General features: G+C 71.3%; 18 protein-coding genes. 9 read left to right on the plus strand and 9 right to left on the minus strand.

Going from position 1 to position 16822, the window contains the following annotated elements:
• Positions 1 to 116: 116 nt before the first annotated feature.
• Positions 117 to 902 (minus strand): glucosamine-6-phosphate deaminase, encoded by a 786-nt coding sequence (gene nagB, locus DCW30_RS19065; protein WP_076684601.1) that lies wholly within the window; start codon positions 900 to 902, stop codon positions 117 to 119.
• 236 nt (positions 903 to 1138) lie between these two features.
• Between nagB and DCW30_RS19070 the strand changes: the two genes are divergently transcribed.
• Positions 1139 to 1756, plus strand: coding sequence for a TetR/AcrR family transcriptional regulator (locus tag DCW30_RS19070; RefSeq protein ID WP_076684598.1), 618 nt, complete (start codon positions 1139 to 1141; stop codon positions 1754 to 1756).
• 313 nt (positions 1757 to 2069) lie between these two features.
• Positions 2070 to 3536: a PAS domain-containing sensor histidine kinase gene (locus DCW30_RS19075; protein ID WP_205576665.1), complete on the plus strand. Its 1467-nt coding sequence runs from the start codon at positions 2070 to 2072 to the stop codon at positions 3534 to 3536.
• Between the two features lie 210 nt (positions 3537 to 3746).
• Here DCW30_RS19075 and DCW30_RS19080 read toward each other — a convergent pair whose 3' ends face one another.
• Together DCW30_RS19080 and DCW30_RS19085 are read right to left on the minus strand one after the other, a co-directional pair.
• Positions 3747 to 4004, minus strand: coding sequence for a WhiB family transcriptional regulator (locus DCW30_RS19080; protein WP_016639615.1), 258 nt, complete (start codon positions 4002 to 4004; stop codon positions 3747 to 3749).
• 316 nt (positions 4005 to 4320) lie between these two features.
• Positions 4321 to 5289, minus strand: coding sequence for a diacylglycerol/lipid kinase family protein (locus tag DCW30_RS19085; protein ID WP_062782219.1), 969 nt, complete (start codon positions 5287 to 5289; stop codon positions 4321 to 4323).
• 80 nt (positions 5290 to 5369) lie between these two features.
• Between DCW30_RS19085 and DCW30_RS19090 the strand changes: the two genes are divergently transcribed.
• Positions 5370 to 5828 (plus strand): hypothetical protein, encoded by a 459-nt coding sequence (locus DCW30_RS19090; RefSeq protein ID WP_062782215.1) that lies wholly within the window; start codon positions 5370 to 5372, stop codon positions 5826 to 5828.
• Between the two features lie 21 nt (positions 5829 to 5849).
• Here the strand turns inward: DCW30_RS19090 and DCW30_RS19095 are convergent, their stop codons facing one another.
• The 3 genes from DCW30_RS19095 to DCW30_RS19105 form a co-directional block, all read right to left on the minus strand.
• On the minus strand, positions 5850 to 6986 hold the full coding sequence (locus DCW30_RS19095; protein WP_373569038.1) for an RNA polymerase sigma factor SigF: 1137 nt from the start codon (positions 6984 to 6986) through the stop codon (positions 5850 to 5852).
• Positions 6875 to 7288: an ATP-binding protein gene (locus tag DCW30_RS19100; protein ID WP_062782207.1), complete on the minus strand. Its 414-nt coding sequence runs from the start codon at positions 7286 to 7288 to the stop codon at positions 6875 to 6877. Before DCW30_RS19100 ends, DCW30_RS19095 begins: the two co-directional genes overlap by 112 nt.
• A gap of 246 nt (positions 7289 to 7534) precedes the next feature.
• Positions 7535 to 7795 (minus strand): UBP-type zinc finger domain-containing protein, encoded by a 261-nt coding sequence (locus tag DCW30_RS19105; RefSeq protein ID WP_076684592.1) that lies wholly within the window; start codon positions 7793 to 7795, stop codon positions 7535 to 7537.
• Positions 7796 to 7841: 46 nt separating this feature from the next.
• Between DCW30_RS19105 and DCW30_RS19110 the strand changes: the two genes are divergently transcribed.
• Positions 7842 to 9440, plus strand: a complete 1599-nt coding sequence (locus DCW30_RS19110; RefSeq protein WP_076684590.1) for a Na+/H+ antiporter — start codon at positions 7842 to 7844, stop codon at positions 9438 to 9440.
• On the opposite strand, the gene DCW30_RS19115 is transcribed toward DCW30_RS19110, so the two are convergent.
• From DCW30_RS19115 to DCW30_RS19125, 3 genes are all read right to left on the minus strand, one after another.
• The gene (locus DCW30_RS19115; RefSeq protein ID WP_076684587.1) at positions 9419 to 10381 is read right to left on the minus strand and encodes a 1-aminocyclopropane-1-carboxylate deaminase/D-cysteine desulfhydrase; all 963 of its coding nucleotides are present in this window, start codon (positions 10379 to 10381) and stop codon (positions 9419 to 9421) included. The two genes, DCW30_RS19110 and DCW30_RS19115, sit on opposite strands and share 22 nt — an antisense overlap.
• Before the next feature lie 146 nt (positions 10382 to 10527).
• Positions 10528 to 11118 carry an N-acetylmuramoyl-L-alanine amidase gene (locus DCW30_RS19120; RefSeq protein ID WP_076684585.1) on the minus strand — a complete coding sequence of 197 codons (591 nt, stop codon included), beginning with the start codon at positions 11116 to 11118 and terminating at the stop codon, positions 10528 to 10530.
• Positions 11119 to 11257: 139 nt separating this feature from the next.
• A complete protein-coding gene (locus DCW30_RS19125) occupies positions 11258 to 11494 on the minus strand; it encodes a hypothetical protein (protein ID WP_062782190.1) in 237 nt (78 codons plus the stop codon).
• A gap of 323 nt (positions 11495 to 11817) precedes the next feature.
• Here DCW30_RS19125 and DCW30_RS19130 point away from each other — a divergent pair, with 323 nt between their 5' ends.
• From DCW30_RS19130 to DCW30_RS19150, 5 genes are all read left to right on the plus strand, one after another.
• Entirely contained in the window at positions 11818 to 13224 is a 1407-nt protein-coding gene (locus tag DCW30_RS19130) for a family 2B encapsulin nanocompartment shell protein (RefSeq protein WP_076684582.1), read from the plus strand.
• 102 nt (positions 13225 to 13326) lie between these two features.
• Positions 13327 to 14400, plus strand: coding sequence for a family 2 encapsulin nanocompartment cargo protein polyprenyl transferase (locus DCW30_RS19135; protein ID WP_076684580.1), 1074 nt, complete (start codon positions 13327 to 13329; stop codon positions 14398 to 14400).
• A 221-nt stretch (positions 14401 to 14621) separates the two neighbouring features.
• On the plus strand, positions 14622 to 15242 hold the full coding sequence (locus tag DCW30_RS19140; RefSeq protein WP_076684577.1) for a GNAT family N-acetyltransferase: 621 nt from the start codon (positions 14622 to 14624) through the stop codon (positions 15240 to 15242).
• A gap of 89 nt (positions 15243 to 15331) precedes the next feature.
• The gene (locus DCW30_RS19145) at positions 15332 to 15688 is read left to right on the plus strand and encodes a hypothetical protein (protein ID WP_123985597.1); all 357 of its coding nucleotides are present in this window, start codon (positions 15332 to 15334) and stop codon (positions 15686 to 15688) included.
• Between the two features lie 169 nt (positions 15689 to 15857).
• Positions 15858 to 16820 (plus strand): hypothetical protein, encoded by a 963-nt coding sequence (locus tag DCW30_RS19150; protein WP_079250008.1) that lies wholly within the window; start codon positions 15858 to 15860, stop codon positions 16818 to 16820.
• Positions 16821 to 16822: the final 2 nt, after the last annotated feature.

Genomic DNA, 16822 nt, shown 5'->3' on the forward strand with positions numbered 1-16822 from the left:
CCCCGCTCACCGCCCGCCCACCACGCTCAGGCTCACCAAAAAGGAGGGGCGCCCCCCGGCCGGGGGGCGCCCCTCCTCGTACGGCCCGGGTCCGCGTGCGACCCGGGCCGGCCCCCTTACAGCCCCTGCCAGCCCGGCTTGTTGGCATAGGTGTGCCTGAAGTAGTCCGCGAGCTTCAGCTTCGACGCCGCGGCCTCGTCCACGACGACCGTGGCGTGCGGATGCAGCTGCAGGGCCGACGCCGGGACGATCGAGGCGACAGGACCCTCGACCGTCGCGGCCACCGCGTCCGCCTTGCCCTCACCCGTGGCGAGCAGCACCAGGTGCCGCGCCTCCAGGATCGTCCCGATCCCCTGGGTGATCACGTGGTGCGGGACCTGCTCGATGTCCCCGTCGAAGAAGCGCGCGTTGTCCACCCGCGTCTGCTCCGTCAGCGTCTTGATCCGGGTGCGCGAGGCGAGCGACGAGCACGGCTCGTTGAACCCGATGTGCCCGTCGGTGCCGATCCCCAGCAACTGGAGGTCGACGCCACCGGCCTCGGCCAGCGCCTTGTCGTACTGCACGCACGCCGACTGCACGTCCTGGGCGCTGCCGTTCGGGCCCATGAACGAGGCCTCGCTCAGCCCGAGCGGCTCGACGACCTCGCGCAGCACGACCGAGCGGTACGACTCCGGGTGCCCGGCCGGCAGTCCCACGTACTCGTCGAGCTGGCAGATCCGCGCCCGCGACGCGTCCACCTCACCGGCGGCGACCTTGGCGGCCAGCGCTTCGTAGATCGGCAGGGGGGTGGATCCGGTGGCGACACCGAGCAGGGCGTCAGGCTTACGGCGCACCAGGGCGGCCATGGCCTCCGCGATGAGCTCGCCGCCTGCCGTGGCGTCCGGGACGATGACAACTTCCACGCTGGGCCTGCCGATCTGGAGAGGGGCTCTACGGTTGGTGGTATAGACCAATCTAGCAGAGCTGCGCCCAGAGGGCAGTCCTTTCCGCGGTCCATGCCGACCCCTCCCGTCACCCTGCTCACCAATCAACCATCGTGTGCCGTCCGAGGCGACACGAATATTCCTAGCGATCGCTACAGAAAGAACCGTAGTCCATTCCGCCCCCATTTACTAGTGGCCGCTATACAATTCACTCCATGGCGACGAAACAGCGCGGGCGCCCCCGTTCCTTCGACCGCGAGACGGCGCTCGAACAGGCGGTCAAGGCCTTCTGGGAGCACGGGTACGAAGGGACGTCCGTCTCGGACCTGACGCGCGTCATGGGCATCGGCGCCCCCAGCCTCTACGGCGCGTTCGGCGACAAGCGCACGCTCTTCGACGAGGTCGTCGTGCGGTACGACGTCACCCACGGCGCCTTCGGCGAGCGCGCACTCGCCGAGGAACCCACCGTGCGCGGCGGGGTGGCGCGCCTGCTGCGCGAGGCCGCGGCCCGGTTCACCGACCCCGCCCACCCGCGCGGCTGCCTGGTCGTCACCGCCGCCACGAACTGCACGACCCCGGAGGTGGAGGAGTCCCTGCGCGCCCGGCGGAACGCCGCCATCACGGACATCGAGTCCCGTATCGCCGCGGCCGTCGCGGCGGGCGAGCTGCCGAGGGGCGCCGACCCCGCCGCCCTCGCCCGCTATGTGCGCGCGGTCTTCCAGGGGATGTCCCAGCAGGCCAGGGACGGCGCCACCAGACAGGAGCTGGAAGCGGTGGCGGATCTGGCGATGTCGGTGTGGCCGGGGGGTGGACTGCCGGAGAATGGGGCCTGACCCGCGGGGGAGACGGCTCGGAGGAAGCGGCGGGAACAAAGATCTGCCCGCGCGTAGACATCGGAGAATGGTCTAGTCCACAATGCGGGAGTAAAGCCTCCGCTCTCCCCGCACAGGAGAGCGGACCGAGGAACCGGCGCTCTCTGCCCTGACTGCGCCGGGACCTCCCGATCGGCCGTCCAGTACCGCACATTCTGGCGGCCGATGCACCTGAAGGGCTGCGGTGCCGTGGGTGGGTTGAGGGTCCCGCCCTGGCGCCGCGGCTCGTCGGGAGCCGCCGTACGCGAAAGGTACGCTCGCACTCGTGCCCTCCATGAACGACCTCGTACGCCAGCACACCGCCCTCGGTGACTCCGACCTCGAGTGGTTGCATCTGCTGGTCTCGGAGTGGCAGCTGCTCTCCGACCTCTCCTTCGCCGACCTCGTGCTCTGGGTCCCCACCCGTGACGGCACCCGCTATGTCTCGGTGGCGCAGATGCGGCCCAACACGGGCCCCACCTCCTACCAGGACGACATGGTCGGCCACCTCGTGCCGCGCGGCCGGCGCCCCCTCCTCGACGCCGCCCTCGACGAGGGCCGCATCGTCCGCGAGGGCGACCCCGAGTGGCGCGAGGAGGTCCCGGTGCGGGTGGAGTCCATTCCCGTACGACGGGAGGGGCGCGTCCTGGGGGTGATCGCGCGCAACACCAACCTGCTGACGGTCCGCACGCCTTCGCGCCTGGAACTGACCTACCTCCAGTCGGCCTCCGACCTCGCACAGATGATCGCCGCCGGGTCGTTCCCGTTCCCGGGGCAGCAGGTGGACATGGACGCGTCCCCGCGCGTGGGGGACGGCCTGCTGCGGCTCGACGCCGAAGGCATCGTCCAGTACGCCTCGCCGAACGCCCTGTCCGCCTACCACCGTCTCGGCCTCGCCGCCGACCTGGTCGGTCATCACCTCGGCAGGGCCACCGCCGAACTCGCGCCGTCGCGCGGGCCGGTGGACGAGGCCCTGGCCAAGGTCGCCAGCGGCTGGGCGCCGCGCGAGTTCGAGATCGAGGGCGGAGACGGCGTGATCCAGCTCCGCGCGATCCCGCTCAAGCCCAAGGGGCCGCGCATCGGTTCCCTCGTACTCCTGCGCGACGTCACGGAACTGCGCCGTCGCGAGCGCGAGTTGATCACCAAGGACGCGACCATCCGGGAGATCCACCACCGGGTGAAGAACAACCTCCAGACGGTCGCCGCGCTGCTGCGGCTGCAGGCCCGCCGCATCGACTCGGCCAAGGGCAGGGAGGCGCTGGAGGAGGCGGTGCGCCGCGTGGGTTCCATCGCCATCGTCCACGAGACGCTCTCCCAGAACCTCGACGAGCGCGTGGAGTTCGACGAGATCGCCGACCGGGTCCTCGCGATGGTCGCCGAGATCTCGCCCGGCAAGGTCACGGGCCGGCGCACCGGGCGCTTCGGCATCCTCGACGCGGAGGTGGCGACACCTCTGTCGATGGTGCTCACGGAGATTCTGCAGAACGCCCTGGAGCACGGGTTCCGCGAAGGGGACACCGGCACGGTCGAGGTGTCGGCGGTGCGCGGCGGCACCAGCAAGGAGGTGCGGCTGCTGATCACCGTCCAGGATGACGGCGTCGGCCTGCCGGACGACTTCGACCCGCACCGCTCCGGCAACCTCGGCCTCCAGATCGTCCGCACCCTCGTCGAGGGGGAGCTGGGCGGTGTCTTCGACATGGTCCGCGCCGCCGAGCGCGGCACGCGGGTGCTCCTCGACATCCCGATCCGGGGCGACAAGTAACGGCGGCAAGGCACGGCGGCCGAGCGGCGGCGGCGGTCGCGGGCCGCGCACCGGACGGCGCACAGCAGTGAGCCCCGGACCAATTCGGTCCGGGGCTCACTGCTCACGTTGCGATGCGCATCGGGGGTACTGCGCGGCTGCGGCTCGGGGGCGGGAGATGCGTACGCGCTGTACGCGCCGCCAAGCTCAGGCTCGTCGGGGGTGTGGGCGTCAGGCGCTGGCCTGGCGTGCACGGTTGCGAGCGGCGCGGCGCTTCATTGCGCGGCGCTCGTCCTCGCTGAGGCCACCCCAGACGCCGGAGTCCTGGCCGGACTCGAGCGCCCACTGCAGGCACTGCTCCATGACGGGGCAGCGGCGGCAGACGGCCTTGGCTTCCTCGATCTGCAGCAGCGCAGGACCGGTGTTGCCGATGGGGAAGAAGAGCTCGGGGTCTTCTTCGCGGCAAACGGCGTTGTGACGCCAGTCCATGGCTGCTACCTCTCCTTGGTATGACATTCAGGTTGCTTGTGAATGTGAACGCTTTCACGAATCCCTCGACACGGGAAGGGCCGACGCCCAGTTGCCTGGTGTGGACCTGTGGTGGAGGAGGGGTTCTGGCTCTCTGCGGGGCCGATGTTGCGGGCCGTCCCGATCGCCATGTAGAGATTCGCAAACCTCGGCGGCGGATACAACCCCTTCCGGAAAGTTTTTTTGGATTCCTTAGTGTCGGCTGAGTCACAGCCGTACTTCCATGGGGTGGATCCTGGCCTAAACGTTCGACTGAAAGGACTTTAGGCCCTTCTACTCACACAATCACACGCAGTGCACGGCGAACGCCTGTGAACGTCACGCTCGTACGCAGTCCCAAGTGGTCACCGTCCATCTGGAGGGGCAGTGGAACCTTTGAATGCAAGGTGAAGTCGGTGAGGTCGTGGAGTGTGACCGCGTGCTTACCGTGTGGTCCCCGTTCCGGCGTGGACGTCAATAGCTGCGTTCCGTAACGAGCCACGGCGGCCGTCGAGAGCCTCTTCAGTCCCAGCACGTCGAGCGCGGTGTCGAAGGACGCCCGCGGGGACGCGTACAGCGGACGATTGCCCAGGTAGGAGTAGGGCGAGGTGTTGCAGACTATCGACATCACCAGGTCCGTCACCGGGTCCTCGCCGGGCCGCTCCAGGGTGATCATCCCGTGCCGGCGGTGGGGCTCGTCGATGAACTGCCGCAGCACCTGGCGGACGTACAGCGCGTGCGTGGAGCGTCTGCCGAGCTCCCGCTGCTGTTCGACCCTGCCGACCACACCGCCGTCGAAACCGAGCCCCGCGCAGAACGTGAACCAGCGCGAGGGCACCGCCTCGTCCTCCGTGCCCGGCGTGCCGCCCGCGATGCCGAGGCCCACCGTGCGCTCACTGCCCTCGCGCAGGGCGTCGAGGAGGGCGCCCGTGGCCTCCACCGCGTCGTTCGGCAGCCCGAGGGCGCGCGCGAAGACGTTGGTGGAGCCGCCGGGGACGACGGCGAGGCGGGGCAGGTGGTCCGGATCGGGGCCGTGGTGGAGCAGTCCGTTGACGACTTCGTTGACGGTGCCGTCGCCACCGAGAGCGACGACCAGTTCGATGTCCTTGCTCTCCGCGGCCTGCCGGCCGAGGTCTCTGGCGTGCCCCCGGTACTCCGTGGTCACCGCGTCGAGCTTCATCTCGCTCGCCAGTGCGTGGACCAGGACGTCACGCGTACGCGCACTGGTGGTGGTTGCCGCCGGGTTGACCACGAGAAGTGCACGCATGCTCAGCAGGGTACCTAGGGCTCCGCGGGCGGCCCAGACCGAGGTGCCGTGGCGCGGACGCGCGGGGCTACCCTGCTGGAGTGAGTACTGAGCGGAAATCCACCCCCGAAGCCCCGGAGCCGGCCGCGCCGGGTCCGCGTCCCGGACGGCTCACCGCCGCCGCGGCCCTGTCCGCGCTGGAGGGCGTCGCCCTCGCCGCCGGGGGTGTGTACATGCTCGTGATGGGGCTCGCCGGATCGCCCGACGACCCCCGGCAGGCCGAGACCGGCGGCGTCACCCTGATCGTCCTCGCGCTGCTGCCGCTGCTCGCCGCACGCGGACTGCTCAAGCAGCGCCGGTGGAGCCGCGGGCCCGCGATCATCACGCAGATCATGGCGCTGCCCGTGGCCTGGCAGCTGCTCCAGGCCGACAGCGCCGCGATCCCCGCGGGCATCGCCCTCGCGGTCGTGGCGATCGCCTCACTGGTGCTCCTGGTCCATCCGGCGACGACCGAGGCCCTCGGCATCCGGGGCCCCGGCCACGTGCAGGACCAGAAGTAGCACCATCTGCTCGGCAGGGGCCTACTCCTCCACGAGGAGCTTCTCGCGGAGCTGGGCCAGGGTGCGGGCCAGCAGGCGCGAGACGTGCATCTGGGAGATGCCGACCTCCTGCGCGATCTGCGACTGCGTCATGTTCCCGAAGAAACGCAGCAGCAGGATGCGCTTCTCGCGCGGCGGCAGGTCCTCCAGGAGCGGCTTGAGCGATTCGCGGTACTCGACGCCCTCAAGGGCCTCGTCCTCGGCCCCCAGGGTGTCCGCCACCGCCGGCGACTCGTCGTCCGTGTCGGGGACGTCCAGGGACAGCGTGGAGTAGGCGTTCGCCGACTCCAGGCCCTCGAGGACCTCCTCCTCGGAGATCGCCAGCTTCTCCGCGAGCTCGTGCACGGTGGGGGAGCGGCCGTGCATCTGGGACAGCTCGGCCGTCGCCGTCGTCAGGGACAGGCGCAGCTCCTGCAGACGGCGCGGGACGCGGACCGCCCACCCCTTGTCGCGGAAGTGCCGCTTGATCTCGCCGACGACCGTCGGGGTCGCGTACGTGGAGAACTCCACGCCGCGCTCCGGGTCGAACCGGTCGACGGACTTGATCAGGCCGATCGTGGCGACCTGGGTGAGGTCGTCGAGCGGCTCGCCGCGGTTGCGGAAGCGACGGGCCAGGTGCTCGACGAGCGGCAGGTGCATGCGGACGAGCTGGTTGCGCAGCTCCGCGTACTCCCGACTGCTGCTCTCCAGGGCGCGCAGCTCGACGAACATCGCGCGTGCGCTGCTCCGGTCCCGTGGATCGTGCCGGCTGTGCTCGTGCTCGCTCATGTTTCCCGCCCGTCGCCCGCCGCCCCGGCCGGAGAGCTGCTGGAGCTCGTCCTTGGCGGTCGGCTCTGCCTGCTCCGACACATCGGCCACCGTCGGAGGACCCGACTGCTCCGGGTCCTCCGGGTGCGGTTTCGCCTGCTGCTCGGGGATTCCGGTGGTCATACGGCGTGTCCCCTCCCCGCCGTCGACGGGCAGACTCTGTGTGCCGCGCTCTTCGTCCCGCACCGGCCCGTCTCCGTTCACGCCGGCCCGGGTCCCGCGCCGCGCTTCTTGTAGAGGCTGATCGAGACGGTGTTGTCCTCGGCGACGGCGGAGTCCACCTGGCCCGCGAGGGCCGACAGCACGGTCCAGGCGAAGGTGTCCCGCTCCGGGGCCCGGCCGTCGGTCGTCGGCGCCGAGACCGTCACCTCCAGGGAGTCGTCGACGAGCCGGAAGACGCAGCTGAGGACCGATCCGGGCACGGCCTGTTGCAAGAGGATCGCGCAGGCCTCGTCGACCGCGATGCGGAGGTCCTCGATCTCGTCGAGAGTGAAGTCCAAACGCGCCGCGAGGCCGGCCGTCGCCGTCCGCAGCACCGACAGGTAGGCACCCGCAGCCGGAAGGCGGACTTCCACGAAGTCCTGATTTCCGGGCTCGCCTGCGATCTGGGACACCCTCACCTCCAAGGTGGTACAAGCACTTTCGGGGCTCCGGCCCACCGTCCGGCGGCGGTCCGGCCTGCGTCACACGGGTAACGCGCCACGTAGTTATGCGGTGACGCTACCGCGATCCCCGGCTCCATGTCCCGGGGGCCCCGCCCCGATGCCGTCACTCATAGTAAGCATATGAGTACACACGGTGGCTAGGGGTTCGGCGGGCCCAATTGGAAAGAACAGGTGCCGGGTTGACGTACCCAGGCGTCAGACGATCGAACCGTCCACGAAGCACCAGCGCCAGCTCTCGCCGGGCTCGAAGGTCCTCATCACTGCGTGTGAGGTCTCCTCGAAGTGCGCCGTCGCGTGCCGGAACGGCGAGGAGTCGCAGCAGCCCACGTGCCCGCACTCCAGGCAGAGCCGCAGCTGGACGGGGTGACTGCCGGCCGCGCGGCACTCCAGGCACGTGTCGCTCAGGGGTGACACCTCGGGGTGGGGCAGCGCTGCGACGTGCGGGCACTCGTTCATGATTGCCAGGTTACGTCGGGAAAGCGGAAGGCGGAGGGGACTGCCGATGGATGTACTGCCCCTGGTGGCACTGGTCGCGGCGAGCGCCGTGGTGGCGGGCGCCGCGCGCAGGACCCCTGTGCCGGCGCCGCTGCTCCTGGTGGGCGCGGGACTCGTCGCCGCGTACGTCCCCGGAGTGCCCGACTACCACCTCGACCCGCACATCGTGCTGCCGCTGATCCTGCCGCCCCTGCTGCACACCGCCGCGCTGGAGAGCTCCTACCTGGACCTGCGCGCCAACCTCAGACCCGTCGCGTTGCTCTCCGTCGGCTATGTGCTCTTCGCCACGCTCGCCGTCGGCTGGCTGGCCTACCTGCTCATCCCCGACCTGCCGCTGACGGCGGCGCTGGTGCTCGGCGCCGTGATCGCGCCGCCGGACGCCGTCGCGGCGACCGCGATCGCGCGCAAGGTCGGCCTGCCGTCCAGGATCACCACGATCCTCCAGGGCGAGTCCCTGGTGAACGACGCGACGGCGATCACCGCCTACAAGGTCGCCCTCGCGGCGGCGGTCGGCGAGGGCGCGAGCTGGTCGGGCGGTGTCAGGGAGTTCCTGGTGGCCGCGGTCGGCGGGGTCGGCGTCGGCCTGATCCTGATGGTGCCGATCCACTGGTTGCGCACGCACCTCAAGGAGTCGATGCTCCAGAACACGCTGTCGCTGCTCATCCCCTTCGTCGCGTACGCCGCCGCGGAGCAGGTGGGCGCCTCCGGAGTGCTCGCCGTGGTCGTCGTCGCCCTCTACCTCGGGCACCGCTCCTGGCAGGTCGACTTCGAGACGCGGCTGCAGGAGGCCGCGGTGTGGCGGGTCGTCGCGTTCATCCTGGAGTCCGCGGTCTTCGCGCTCATCGGGCTGCAACTGCCGATCGTGCTCAAGGGGCTCGGCGAGTACAGCGTCGGCCAGGCCGCCTGGTACGCCGCCGGGGTCTTCGTCTTCGTCGTGGTGGTGCGCTTCGTGTGGTCCTATCCGGCGACGTACCTGCCGCGCGCCGTGTCGAAGCGGATCAGGGAGCGCGAGGACGACCTGGACTGGCGCAGGCCGCTGATCGTGAGCTGGGCCGGGATGCGGGGCGTGGTCTCGCTTGCCATCGCCTTCTCCATCCCGGTCGTCATGGAGGACGGTGAGCCCTTCCCCGGGCGCAATCTTGTCTTGTTCCTGACCTTCACCACGGTCATCGGCACGCTCGTCGTGCAGGGACTCTCGCTGCCGTGGCTGATCCGTGTCCTGAAGCTGCCGGGCCGGGACGAGCAGGCGCAGACACTGGCCGAGGCGCAGGCGCAGAACGCCGCCTCGCAGGCCGCGGAGGCCCGGGTGCGCACCCTGATGGAGGACGAGCGCAACTGCCTCCCACAGCCTCTCCAGGACCGTCTGAGCACCGTTCTGGAGCGGCGCCGCAACTCCGTGTGGGAACGGCTCGGCCAGCCCAACCCCGTCACGGGCGAGTCCGCGGACGACACCTACCGCCGCCTGGCGCGCGAGGCGATCGCCGCGGAGCGCGAGGTCTTCGTGCGGATGCGGGACGAGCGGCGCATCGACGACGAGATGATGCGGACGCTGCTGCGCAAGCTGGACCTGGAGGAGGCGGCCGTCTACCGCGAGGTCGACGACTGACGTGCGGCCGACGACGGGGCCGGCTCGTCCCGGGCGCCGGTGATGACCGCGGTGAGGCGGGTGCCGGGCGGGAAGGCGCCCTCTTCGACGAGGGTCGTCAGCGCGCGGAGGAGCTTGGCCACGTAGAGCCTCTCCACGGAGAGACCCGTTTCCCGGCCGTGGCGCCGCTCGAAGTCCTCCGCGAAGGCCAGCAGGCTCGGGGGCGTACGGGCGTAGCCGCCGCAGTGGAAGCGCTCGTCCAGGCTCCAGTTGGCGCTCGGCGCGCCGAGCGCCGACTGCTGCAGCGCCCGTATCTCCGGGCCGAGGAAGCCGCCCTTGAGCACCGGTATGCCAAGGGCCCGGCGGTGCGGTCCGATCCCCGCCGCGAGCCCCGCGAGGGTGCCGCCGGTGCCGCAGGCCACGGCCGCCACGTCGGTGTGCTCGCGCAGTTCCTCGCCCAGCGCAGCGCAGCCGCGGACGGCCAGGGCGTTGCTGCCGCCCTCGGGGATCACATAGGCGCCCCGCGCGTCCGTCGCGCGCAGGAGCGCGTGCAGCGTCGCGGGATCGCCCTTCGCGCGGTACGTCGATCTGTCGACGAAGTGCAGTCGCATGCCGTCGGCCGCGCAGCGGGCCAGGGACGGGTTCAGGGGGCGCCCGGCGAGTTCGTCGCCGCGTACGACGCCGATGGTGGCGAAGCCGAGAAGGCGGCCCGCGGCGGCGGTGGCGCGCAGGTGGTGGGAGTAGGCGCCGCCGAAGGTGAGCAGTGTGTCGTGCCCGGCGTCGGCGACGGCCGACAGGTTCAACGCCAGCTTGCGGTACTTGTTGCCCGGCAGCTCCGGGTGGATCAGATCGTCGCGCTTGAGCAGCAGCCGCACACCGTGGCGCTCGAAGCGGTCGTCCCTGACCTCCTGCAACGGTGACGGCAGCAGCGGGGAGAGGCCGGCGGGCGGTGTGGGTCGCACGCCGCCATTGTCCCCCGCGGTCGCCGTACGGTTGGGGTGGGGCGGCGGATAAGCCCGGCGCCGGGCCGTGGGGCGGGCTGGCGGGAGCCCGTCCCGAGTTCCCGGCCGAGTGGGTGGGGGGTGTTCGGGCTCCCGGGGGAGGGGGGTTACTTGAGGCGTTCCTCGATGCGGTCCCGCATCGCGCTCATCGTGAAGCCGCGCGGGTCCACCTTGCCCGGCTGCCACTCCAGGTGGCCGATCACCGAGCGTTCCGTCCAGCCGTGGTGGCGGCAGATCGCCGCGGAGACCCGCTCGATGGCGTCGAGCTGCGCTTCGGGCCACGGGTCCTCGCCGTCGCCGAGGTTCTCGCACTCGAAGCCGTAGAAGTGGCGGTTGCCGTCGGTGTTCGACTCGTTGTCCGGGGGCAGGCGCTTCTCGGCGATGACCGCCCGCAGGACGTCGTCGTCGCCGAGCCCCGCGTGGTTGGCGCGGCCGTACCCGACGAGGTGGACGCGGCCGTCCTTGGTGATCACGCCGTGGCAGAGCGGGCCCGGCAGCGAGGCATGACCCTCGCGGCAGATCTCGACCGTGCGCTCGCCGCCCTCGGTCGCCGTGTGGTGGATCATGACGCCGTGCACGGGCCCCCAGGGGCCCTTGTCGTTGCGGTTGTGGTGCTCCCAGTCGCCTACCTCGACGACGGTGACGCCCTCGTCTCGCAGCGCGTCCAAAAAGCGTCCCGCGGACATGGGTGGGGCCATGACCGCCTCCTTTGCGGGGCGCGACGGCCGCCTGTCGCGAACCGCCTCGTACGCCCTGCTTGTACCGGAAGTCCGGTGCCCGGACCAGCCGTTCGGAAGCAATCCGGGGCGTGTTCGGGCACCGTGCGAGCCGATCCGGTCAGGTGCCGTGCAGGAACCCGTCGCCGTTCGCCGCGACGTGGGCCTCCACGGCCTGCAACGCCTGCGCGGTGGCCTCGGGGGAGCCCGAACCCCGGCGCTCGGCGTAATACGCCGCGCCCAGCTTCTTCAGGAGTGCGTCGCCCGCCCGCTTCTCCTGGACCTCGTCGATCTTCTGCTTGCCCTGCGTGAGGCCGCGCTGCGCCTGCTCCTTGGCGCGGTCCAGGAAGCCCGCCATTGCTGTCTCCTGCCAGTCGATGCGAAAGCGAAAGGGTCGTTGCGAAAGGTCGAAGGGGAGGGAGGGGAGGTAAGGGGTGAAGGGTCCCCAGGGTATGAGAGGTGCGAAAGGTGCGCGCGGCGTGAATGCCCCGCATGTGGCCCAACGGGTGCGCGGGCTCCGGGGTTCCCGCGCGCCGTCCGATGGGCCGAACGAGTGAAAACGCCCTCCATGCCCCGCCGGAGCGAGATCCATTCCCGCTCTTTTGTGTAATGGCGGCGCGACGCTCCGTGCTGGAAGGGTGTCCTGCGAGATCACCGCAGGTACTCGGGAGGGCACAGCCAATGTCGGTAGGCGAAGAGATCCGCGCTGAGTCGGGGAAGCCGCAGCAGAGCCTCGGCACATCGGCCGCGCGGAACCTGGCCACCACCACCAAGTCGGCGCCGCAGATGCAGGAGATCAGCTCCCGCTGGCTGCTGCGGATGCTGCCGTGGGTGCAGGTGCAGGGCGGCACGTACCGGGTGAACCGCAGGCTGAGCTACGCGGTCGGTGACGGCAGGGTGACCTTCGTCAAGACGGGCGACCAAGTCCGGGTCATCCCCGCCGAGCTGGGCGAGCTGCCGTTGCTGCGGGACTTCGACGACCAGGAGGTGCTGGGCGAGCTGGCCTCCCGCTGCCAGCAGCGGGAGTACGCCGCGGGTGAGGTCCTGACCTCCTTCGGCAGCCCCTCGGGCGAGGTCTTCCTGCTCGCGCACGGCCGGGTGGAGAAGGTCGGCACCGGACCCTACGGCGACGACACGGTGCTCGGGACGCTCGCCGACGGCTCCTACTTCGGGGAGCAGGCGCTCCTCGACCAGGAGGCCATCTGGGAGTACACCGCGCGGGCGGTGACGGCGTGCACGGTGCTCGTCCTGCCGCGCCAGGACCTCGAACAGGTCGCCGAGCGCAGTGAGACCCTGCGCGGACACCTCCAGCGGTTGCGGTCCATCCCCGCCCAGCGCACCAACAAGTACGGCGAGGCGCCCATCGACCTCTCGGCCGGCCACGTCGGCGAGGCCGTGCTGCCGGGCACCTTCGTGGACTACGAAACGGCGCCGCGCGAGTATGAACTGAGCGTCGCCCAAACCGTTCTCCGCATCCACTCGCGCGTGGCCGACCTCTACAACCAGCCGATGAACCAGACGGAGCAGCAACTGCGGCTCACCGTCGAGGCGCTCAAGGAGCGCCAGGAGCACGAGCTGATCAACAACCGCGAGTTCGGCCTCCTGAACAACTGCGAGTACGACCAGCGCATCCAACCGCATGAGGGAGTGCCCGGCCCGGACGACTTCGACGAACTGCTCAGCCGCAGGCGCGGGTCCAAGCTGTTCCTCGCCCATCCGCGCGCGATCGCCGCGTTCGGCCGTGAGCTGAACAAGCGAGGACTCGTCCCCGAGACCATCGACGTGGCGGGGAACAGGATTCCGACCTGGCGCGGCGTGCCGGTGTTCCCGTGCAACAAGATCCCGGTCACCGAGGCCGGGACGACCTCCATCATCTGCATGCGTACGGGTGAGGAGGAGCAGGGCGTCATCGGACTGCGCCAGAGCGGCATCCCGGACGAGATCGAGCCGAGCCTGTCGGTGCGGTTCATGGGCATCAGCGAGCAGGCGATCATCTCGTACCTGGTGTCGACGTACTACTCCGCGGCCGTGCTCGTCCCCGACGCGCTCGGTGTCCTGGAGAACGTCGAGATCGGCCGCTGGGGGTGAGGCATGAGCCGTGTCCGTGGCCGCCGCGCGGGGTACACCCCTTCCGTACGCGCCCACAGGCCGAGGAACCGCCACCGTCCGCATCCTTATCGGGGTGAGTCCATGACGGACACGACGACGGACACGGCAGCCACGACGGCGCCGGAGCAGGGGGCCGGTGAGGGCCACGAGGCCGCGGAGATCCTGGACGCGGCACGGGCCCTCGTCGACCCGGAGCTGTGCGCGGCGGTCGAGTCGCTGCCGGCAGCCGTGCGCAAGGTCGCGCGCTACCACCTCGGGTGGGAGCACGCCGACGGCACACCGGCCACGGGGAACGGCGGCAAGGCCATCAGGCCCGCCCTCGTCCTGGCGGCGGTGCGGGCGCTCGGCGGGGAGCCGAAGACGGCCGTCCGCGCCGCCGCGGCCGTGGAGCTGACCCACAACTTCACACTGCTGCACGACGACGTGATGGACCGCGACACCACGCGCAGGCACCGGCCCACCGCCTGGGCCGTGTTCGGCGACGCCGCCGCGATCCTCACCGGGGACGCCATGCAGGCCCTGGCACAGCGGATGCTCGCCGACGATCTCCACCCGGGGGCCATGGAGGCCGCCGCCCGGCTGGCGCTGTGCGTCGAGGAGCTCTGCGAGGGGCAGTTCATGGACTGCTCCCTGGAGAGCCGCGCCCCGGACCAGGTCACGCTCGACGAGTGCCTGGCCATGGCCGAGGCCAAGACCGGTGCGCTGCTCGGCTGCGCGTGCGCGATCGGCGCGGTGTACGCCGGGGCGGGGCGGGAGGCGGCCGACGCGCTCGACGGCTTCGGCCGCCAGGCGGGGCTCGCCTTCCAGCTCATCGACGACGTCATCGGCATCTGGGGGGACCCCGGGCATACGGGCAAGCCCGCGGGCGCCGATCTCACCGCCCGCAAGAAGTCCCTGCCGGTGGTGGCCGCGCTGGCCTCGGACACCCCGGCCGCGGCGGAGCTCGCCGAGCTGTACGGCGGCCCGCCGGGCGAGGGCGACCCGGCGAGGACGGCGAGCGCGGTGGAGCGCGCCGGCGGCCGTGACTGGGCGCAAGGGCACGCGGCCGACCGGATGTCCGGAGCCCTGGGGCAGCTCGCCAAAGCGGTCCCGGACCCGGAGGCGGCGGGCGGCCTCCTCGCCATCGCGGAGTTCGTGACACGACGTAGGCACTGAGACCCGGGAGGGGTGGGGGCCGGGGGGGGGACAAAGGGGGGAACAGGACGCACACGGTGAGGCGTGGGCGACGGGCCTCGTGGCTGCCGGTCGGGCGGTGGTCACGGGGCCCTCACGCGTTCGTGGGCGATCACCTAGGCTGCGACCGGCGCTCCGCCGGACGCGGTGCGGTGTCCGGGGCGGTGCGCCGTTCCGGATGGGTGATCGGGGAGGGGCGGACCGTGGGTGTGGAGATCCGTAGGGCCGGGGAGGGCGACCGGGCCGATGTGGTGCGGTTGCTCGACGAGGCGTTCATGGGCGACCCGGTGAGCTGCTGGGTCTTTCCCGGCGAGGAGCACCGCAGGCGCACGCATGGCGCGATGATGGGCGCCTTCTTCGACATGGCTCTCGCCGAGGGTTACGTCGACGTCACCGAGGACCGCGCCGCCGCGGCCCTGTGGTGGTCCGTCCCCGCGGGCGGCCCCGACGGAGAGGGGCAGGCCGAGCAGGACGGCCCCGCACAGCTGCGGCAGGCCATAGACCCGGAGAACGAACGGGTCGAGCTGATAGGCAGGTTGACCGACGCCTCCCATCCGACCGACCGGGCCCATCAGTACCTCCACATGATCGCCGTGCGGCCGGACCGGCAGGGTGAGGGGCTCGGCACGGCCCTCGTCACCGCCGTCCTCGACCGCTGCGACAGGGAGGGGGAGCACGCCTATCTGGAGGCGAGCAACGCGCGCAGCCGCGACCTGTACGAACGCCTCGGTTTCGGGTTCACGGGCACGCCGCTCGACCTGCCCGGCGGACCGAGGATGTGGCCGATGTGGCGTGAACCGCGGGGCCCGGAGGCCTCGGCGTAGAAGAGAGGGATGCAGGTGGAGGGGGAAGCGGCGGGGTGCGCCCGCGCCGCGGAATGCCCCTCGGCGGCCTGCCCGAATAGAATGGCCGTATGGGCAGCGAAGGGCCGCGACCAGGCCCCGGCCACGATCCGCAGGACGAGCCCGTGTGCGAGGCCTGCGGACGTCCGGTCGGTACGGCGATCCGGCGGCGCAAGGTGCTCGGGGTGTTCGTCCCCGAATGGGGCCCCGGGCCGTGCCGCAACGCGCAGTGTGAGGCCTGTGTGACGGACGAGGACGGCGAGCACTCCGGCGACCATCCCGAGAACCGGGACCGGGCCATGGGCAGACACCGCCGGCCACGGCATCGAAGGCCGCACCCCGGGGCGGTCGGCGGCCCGACGCCGACGCCGACGCCGAAGCACGACGCGCAGCGCGACCCCGAGGTCCCGCCGAGCCCGTTGGCGTAGTCCGTCCCCCCGAGCCCCGGCTGCCCCGGCCCCGTGGCTTGAGAGCCCCCTGTGTGGCCGGTGCGTGCGCTGTCCACAGTCCCTTGTGTGGCCGGTGCGTGCGCTGTCCCCGTCGCCCGCGCGCGGTAGGGTCCGATGATCGACGTCGCGGACCACTGGGGAGGGGTGCGTGAAGAGGCGGTGGGGTGGGCTCGTTCTGGCGCTGCTGACGGTTCCGACAGGGCTGGTCCTGGCGGGGTGCGGCTTCGGGCCGTCGGCGGAGGACGAGGCGCCGGGCTATGCGCGAGAGGCGGGCGTGCCCAGGGTCCGGGGCAAGGACCTCCCCGCGCTGCCGCTGGACCGCTACGACTTCAGCGGCCGTGACCACCGGCGCATCCAGGAGGCGCAGGCGCGCGTCACCCAGCGGTGCATGCGCTCCTACGGGTTCGAGGACTTCCCGCTGCACCCCGGGCGGGGCCCCGCCATGGCCGAGTCGTTCAACCTGGTGGCGATCTACGTGCCGCCCTACGGCTCGCTCGACCTCGCTCACGCCCGCCGCTGGGGCTACGGCCTCGACCCGGCCGTCCTGAAGGAGGGGCGGGACGGCTCCCGGCACGAGGGCCGGACACCGACGGACGCGGAGGAGAGCGTGCTGGACGGCACCGGTGGCCGGAACGGGCGAGCCGAGGTGCTCCGGGGCCGTGCGGTCCCCGAGGGCGGCTGTGAGGCGCTGGCGACGCGCCGGCTCCTTCAGGACGAGAAGAACGCACGGCAGCGCTACTTCGTCTCCGAACGCGCCGAAAAGCTGGACAAGGCCGTGGCCGAGGACCATCGGGTGCGCCGGGCGTTCCGCGACTGGTCGCGCTGCATGGCGGGCAAGGGCTTCACGTGGTACGAGAGCCCGGCGGAGGCCTCCGGCGACAAGGCGTGGCACACGGGCCGCAAGGACGGCAACACCGCTCGTACGAAGAAGGAGCTGGCCACGGCCGTCGCCGACGTCGAGTGCAACCACGCCCTGAACACGGCGGGTGTGTGGTGGGCGGTCAGCGCCGAGAAGCAGCGGGCGGAAGTCCGCGCGCACAAGGGCCGGTACGAGGCCGTGCGGGCGTATCTGGACCGGGTGCGGGCCATCGCCCGCGAGGAGCTGGGCTGAAG

This window comes from Streptomyces alfalfae, assembly GCF_004127445.1.
Lineage (GTDB): Bacteria > Actinomycetota > Actinomycetes > Streptomycetales > Streptomycetaceae > Streptomyces > Streptomyces alfalfae.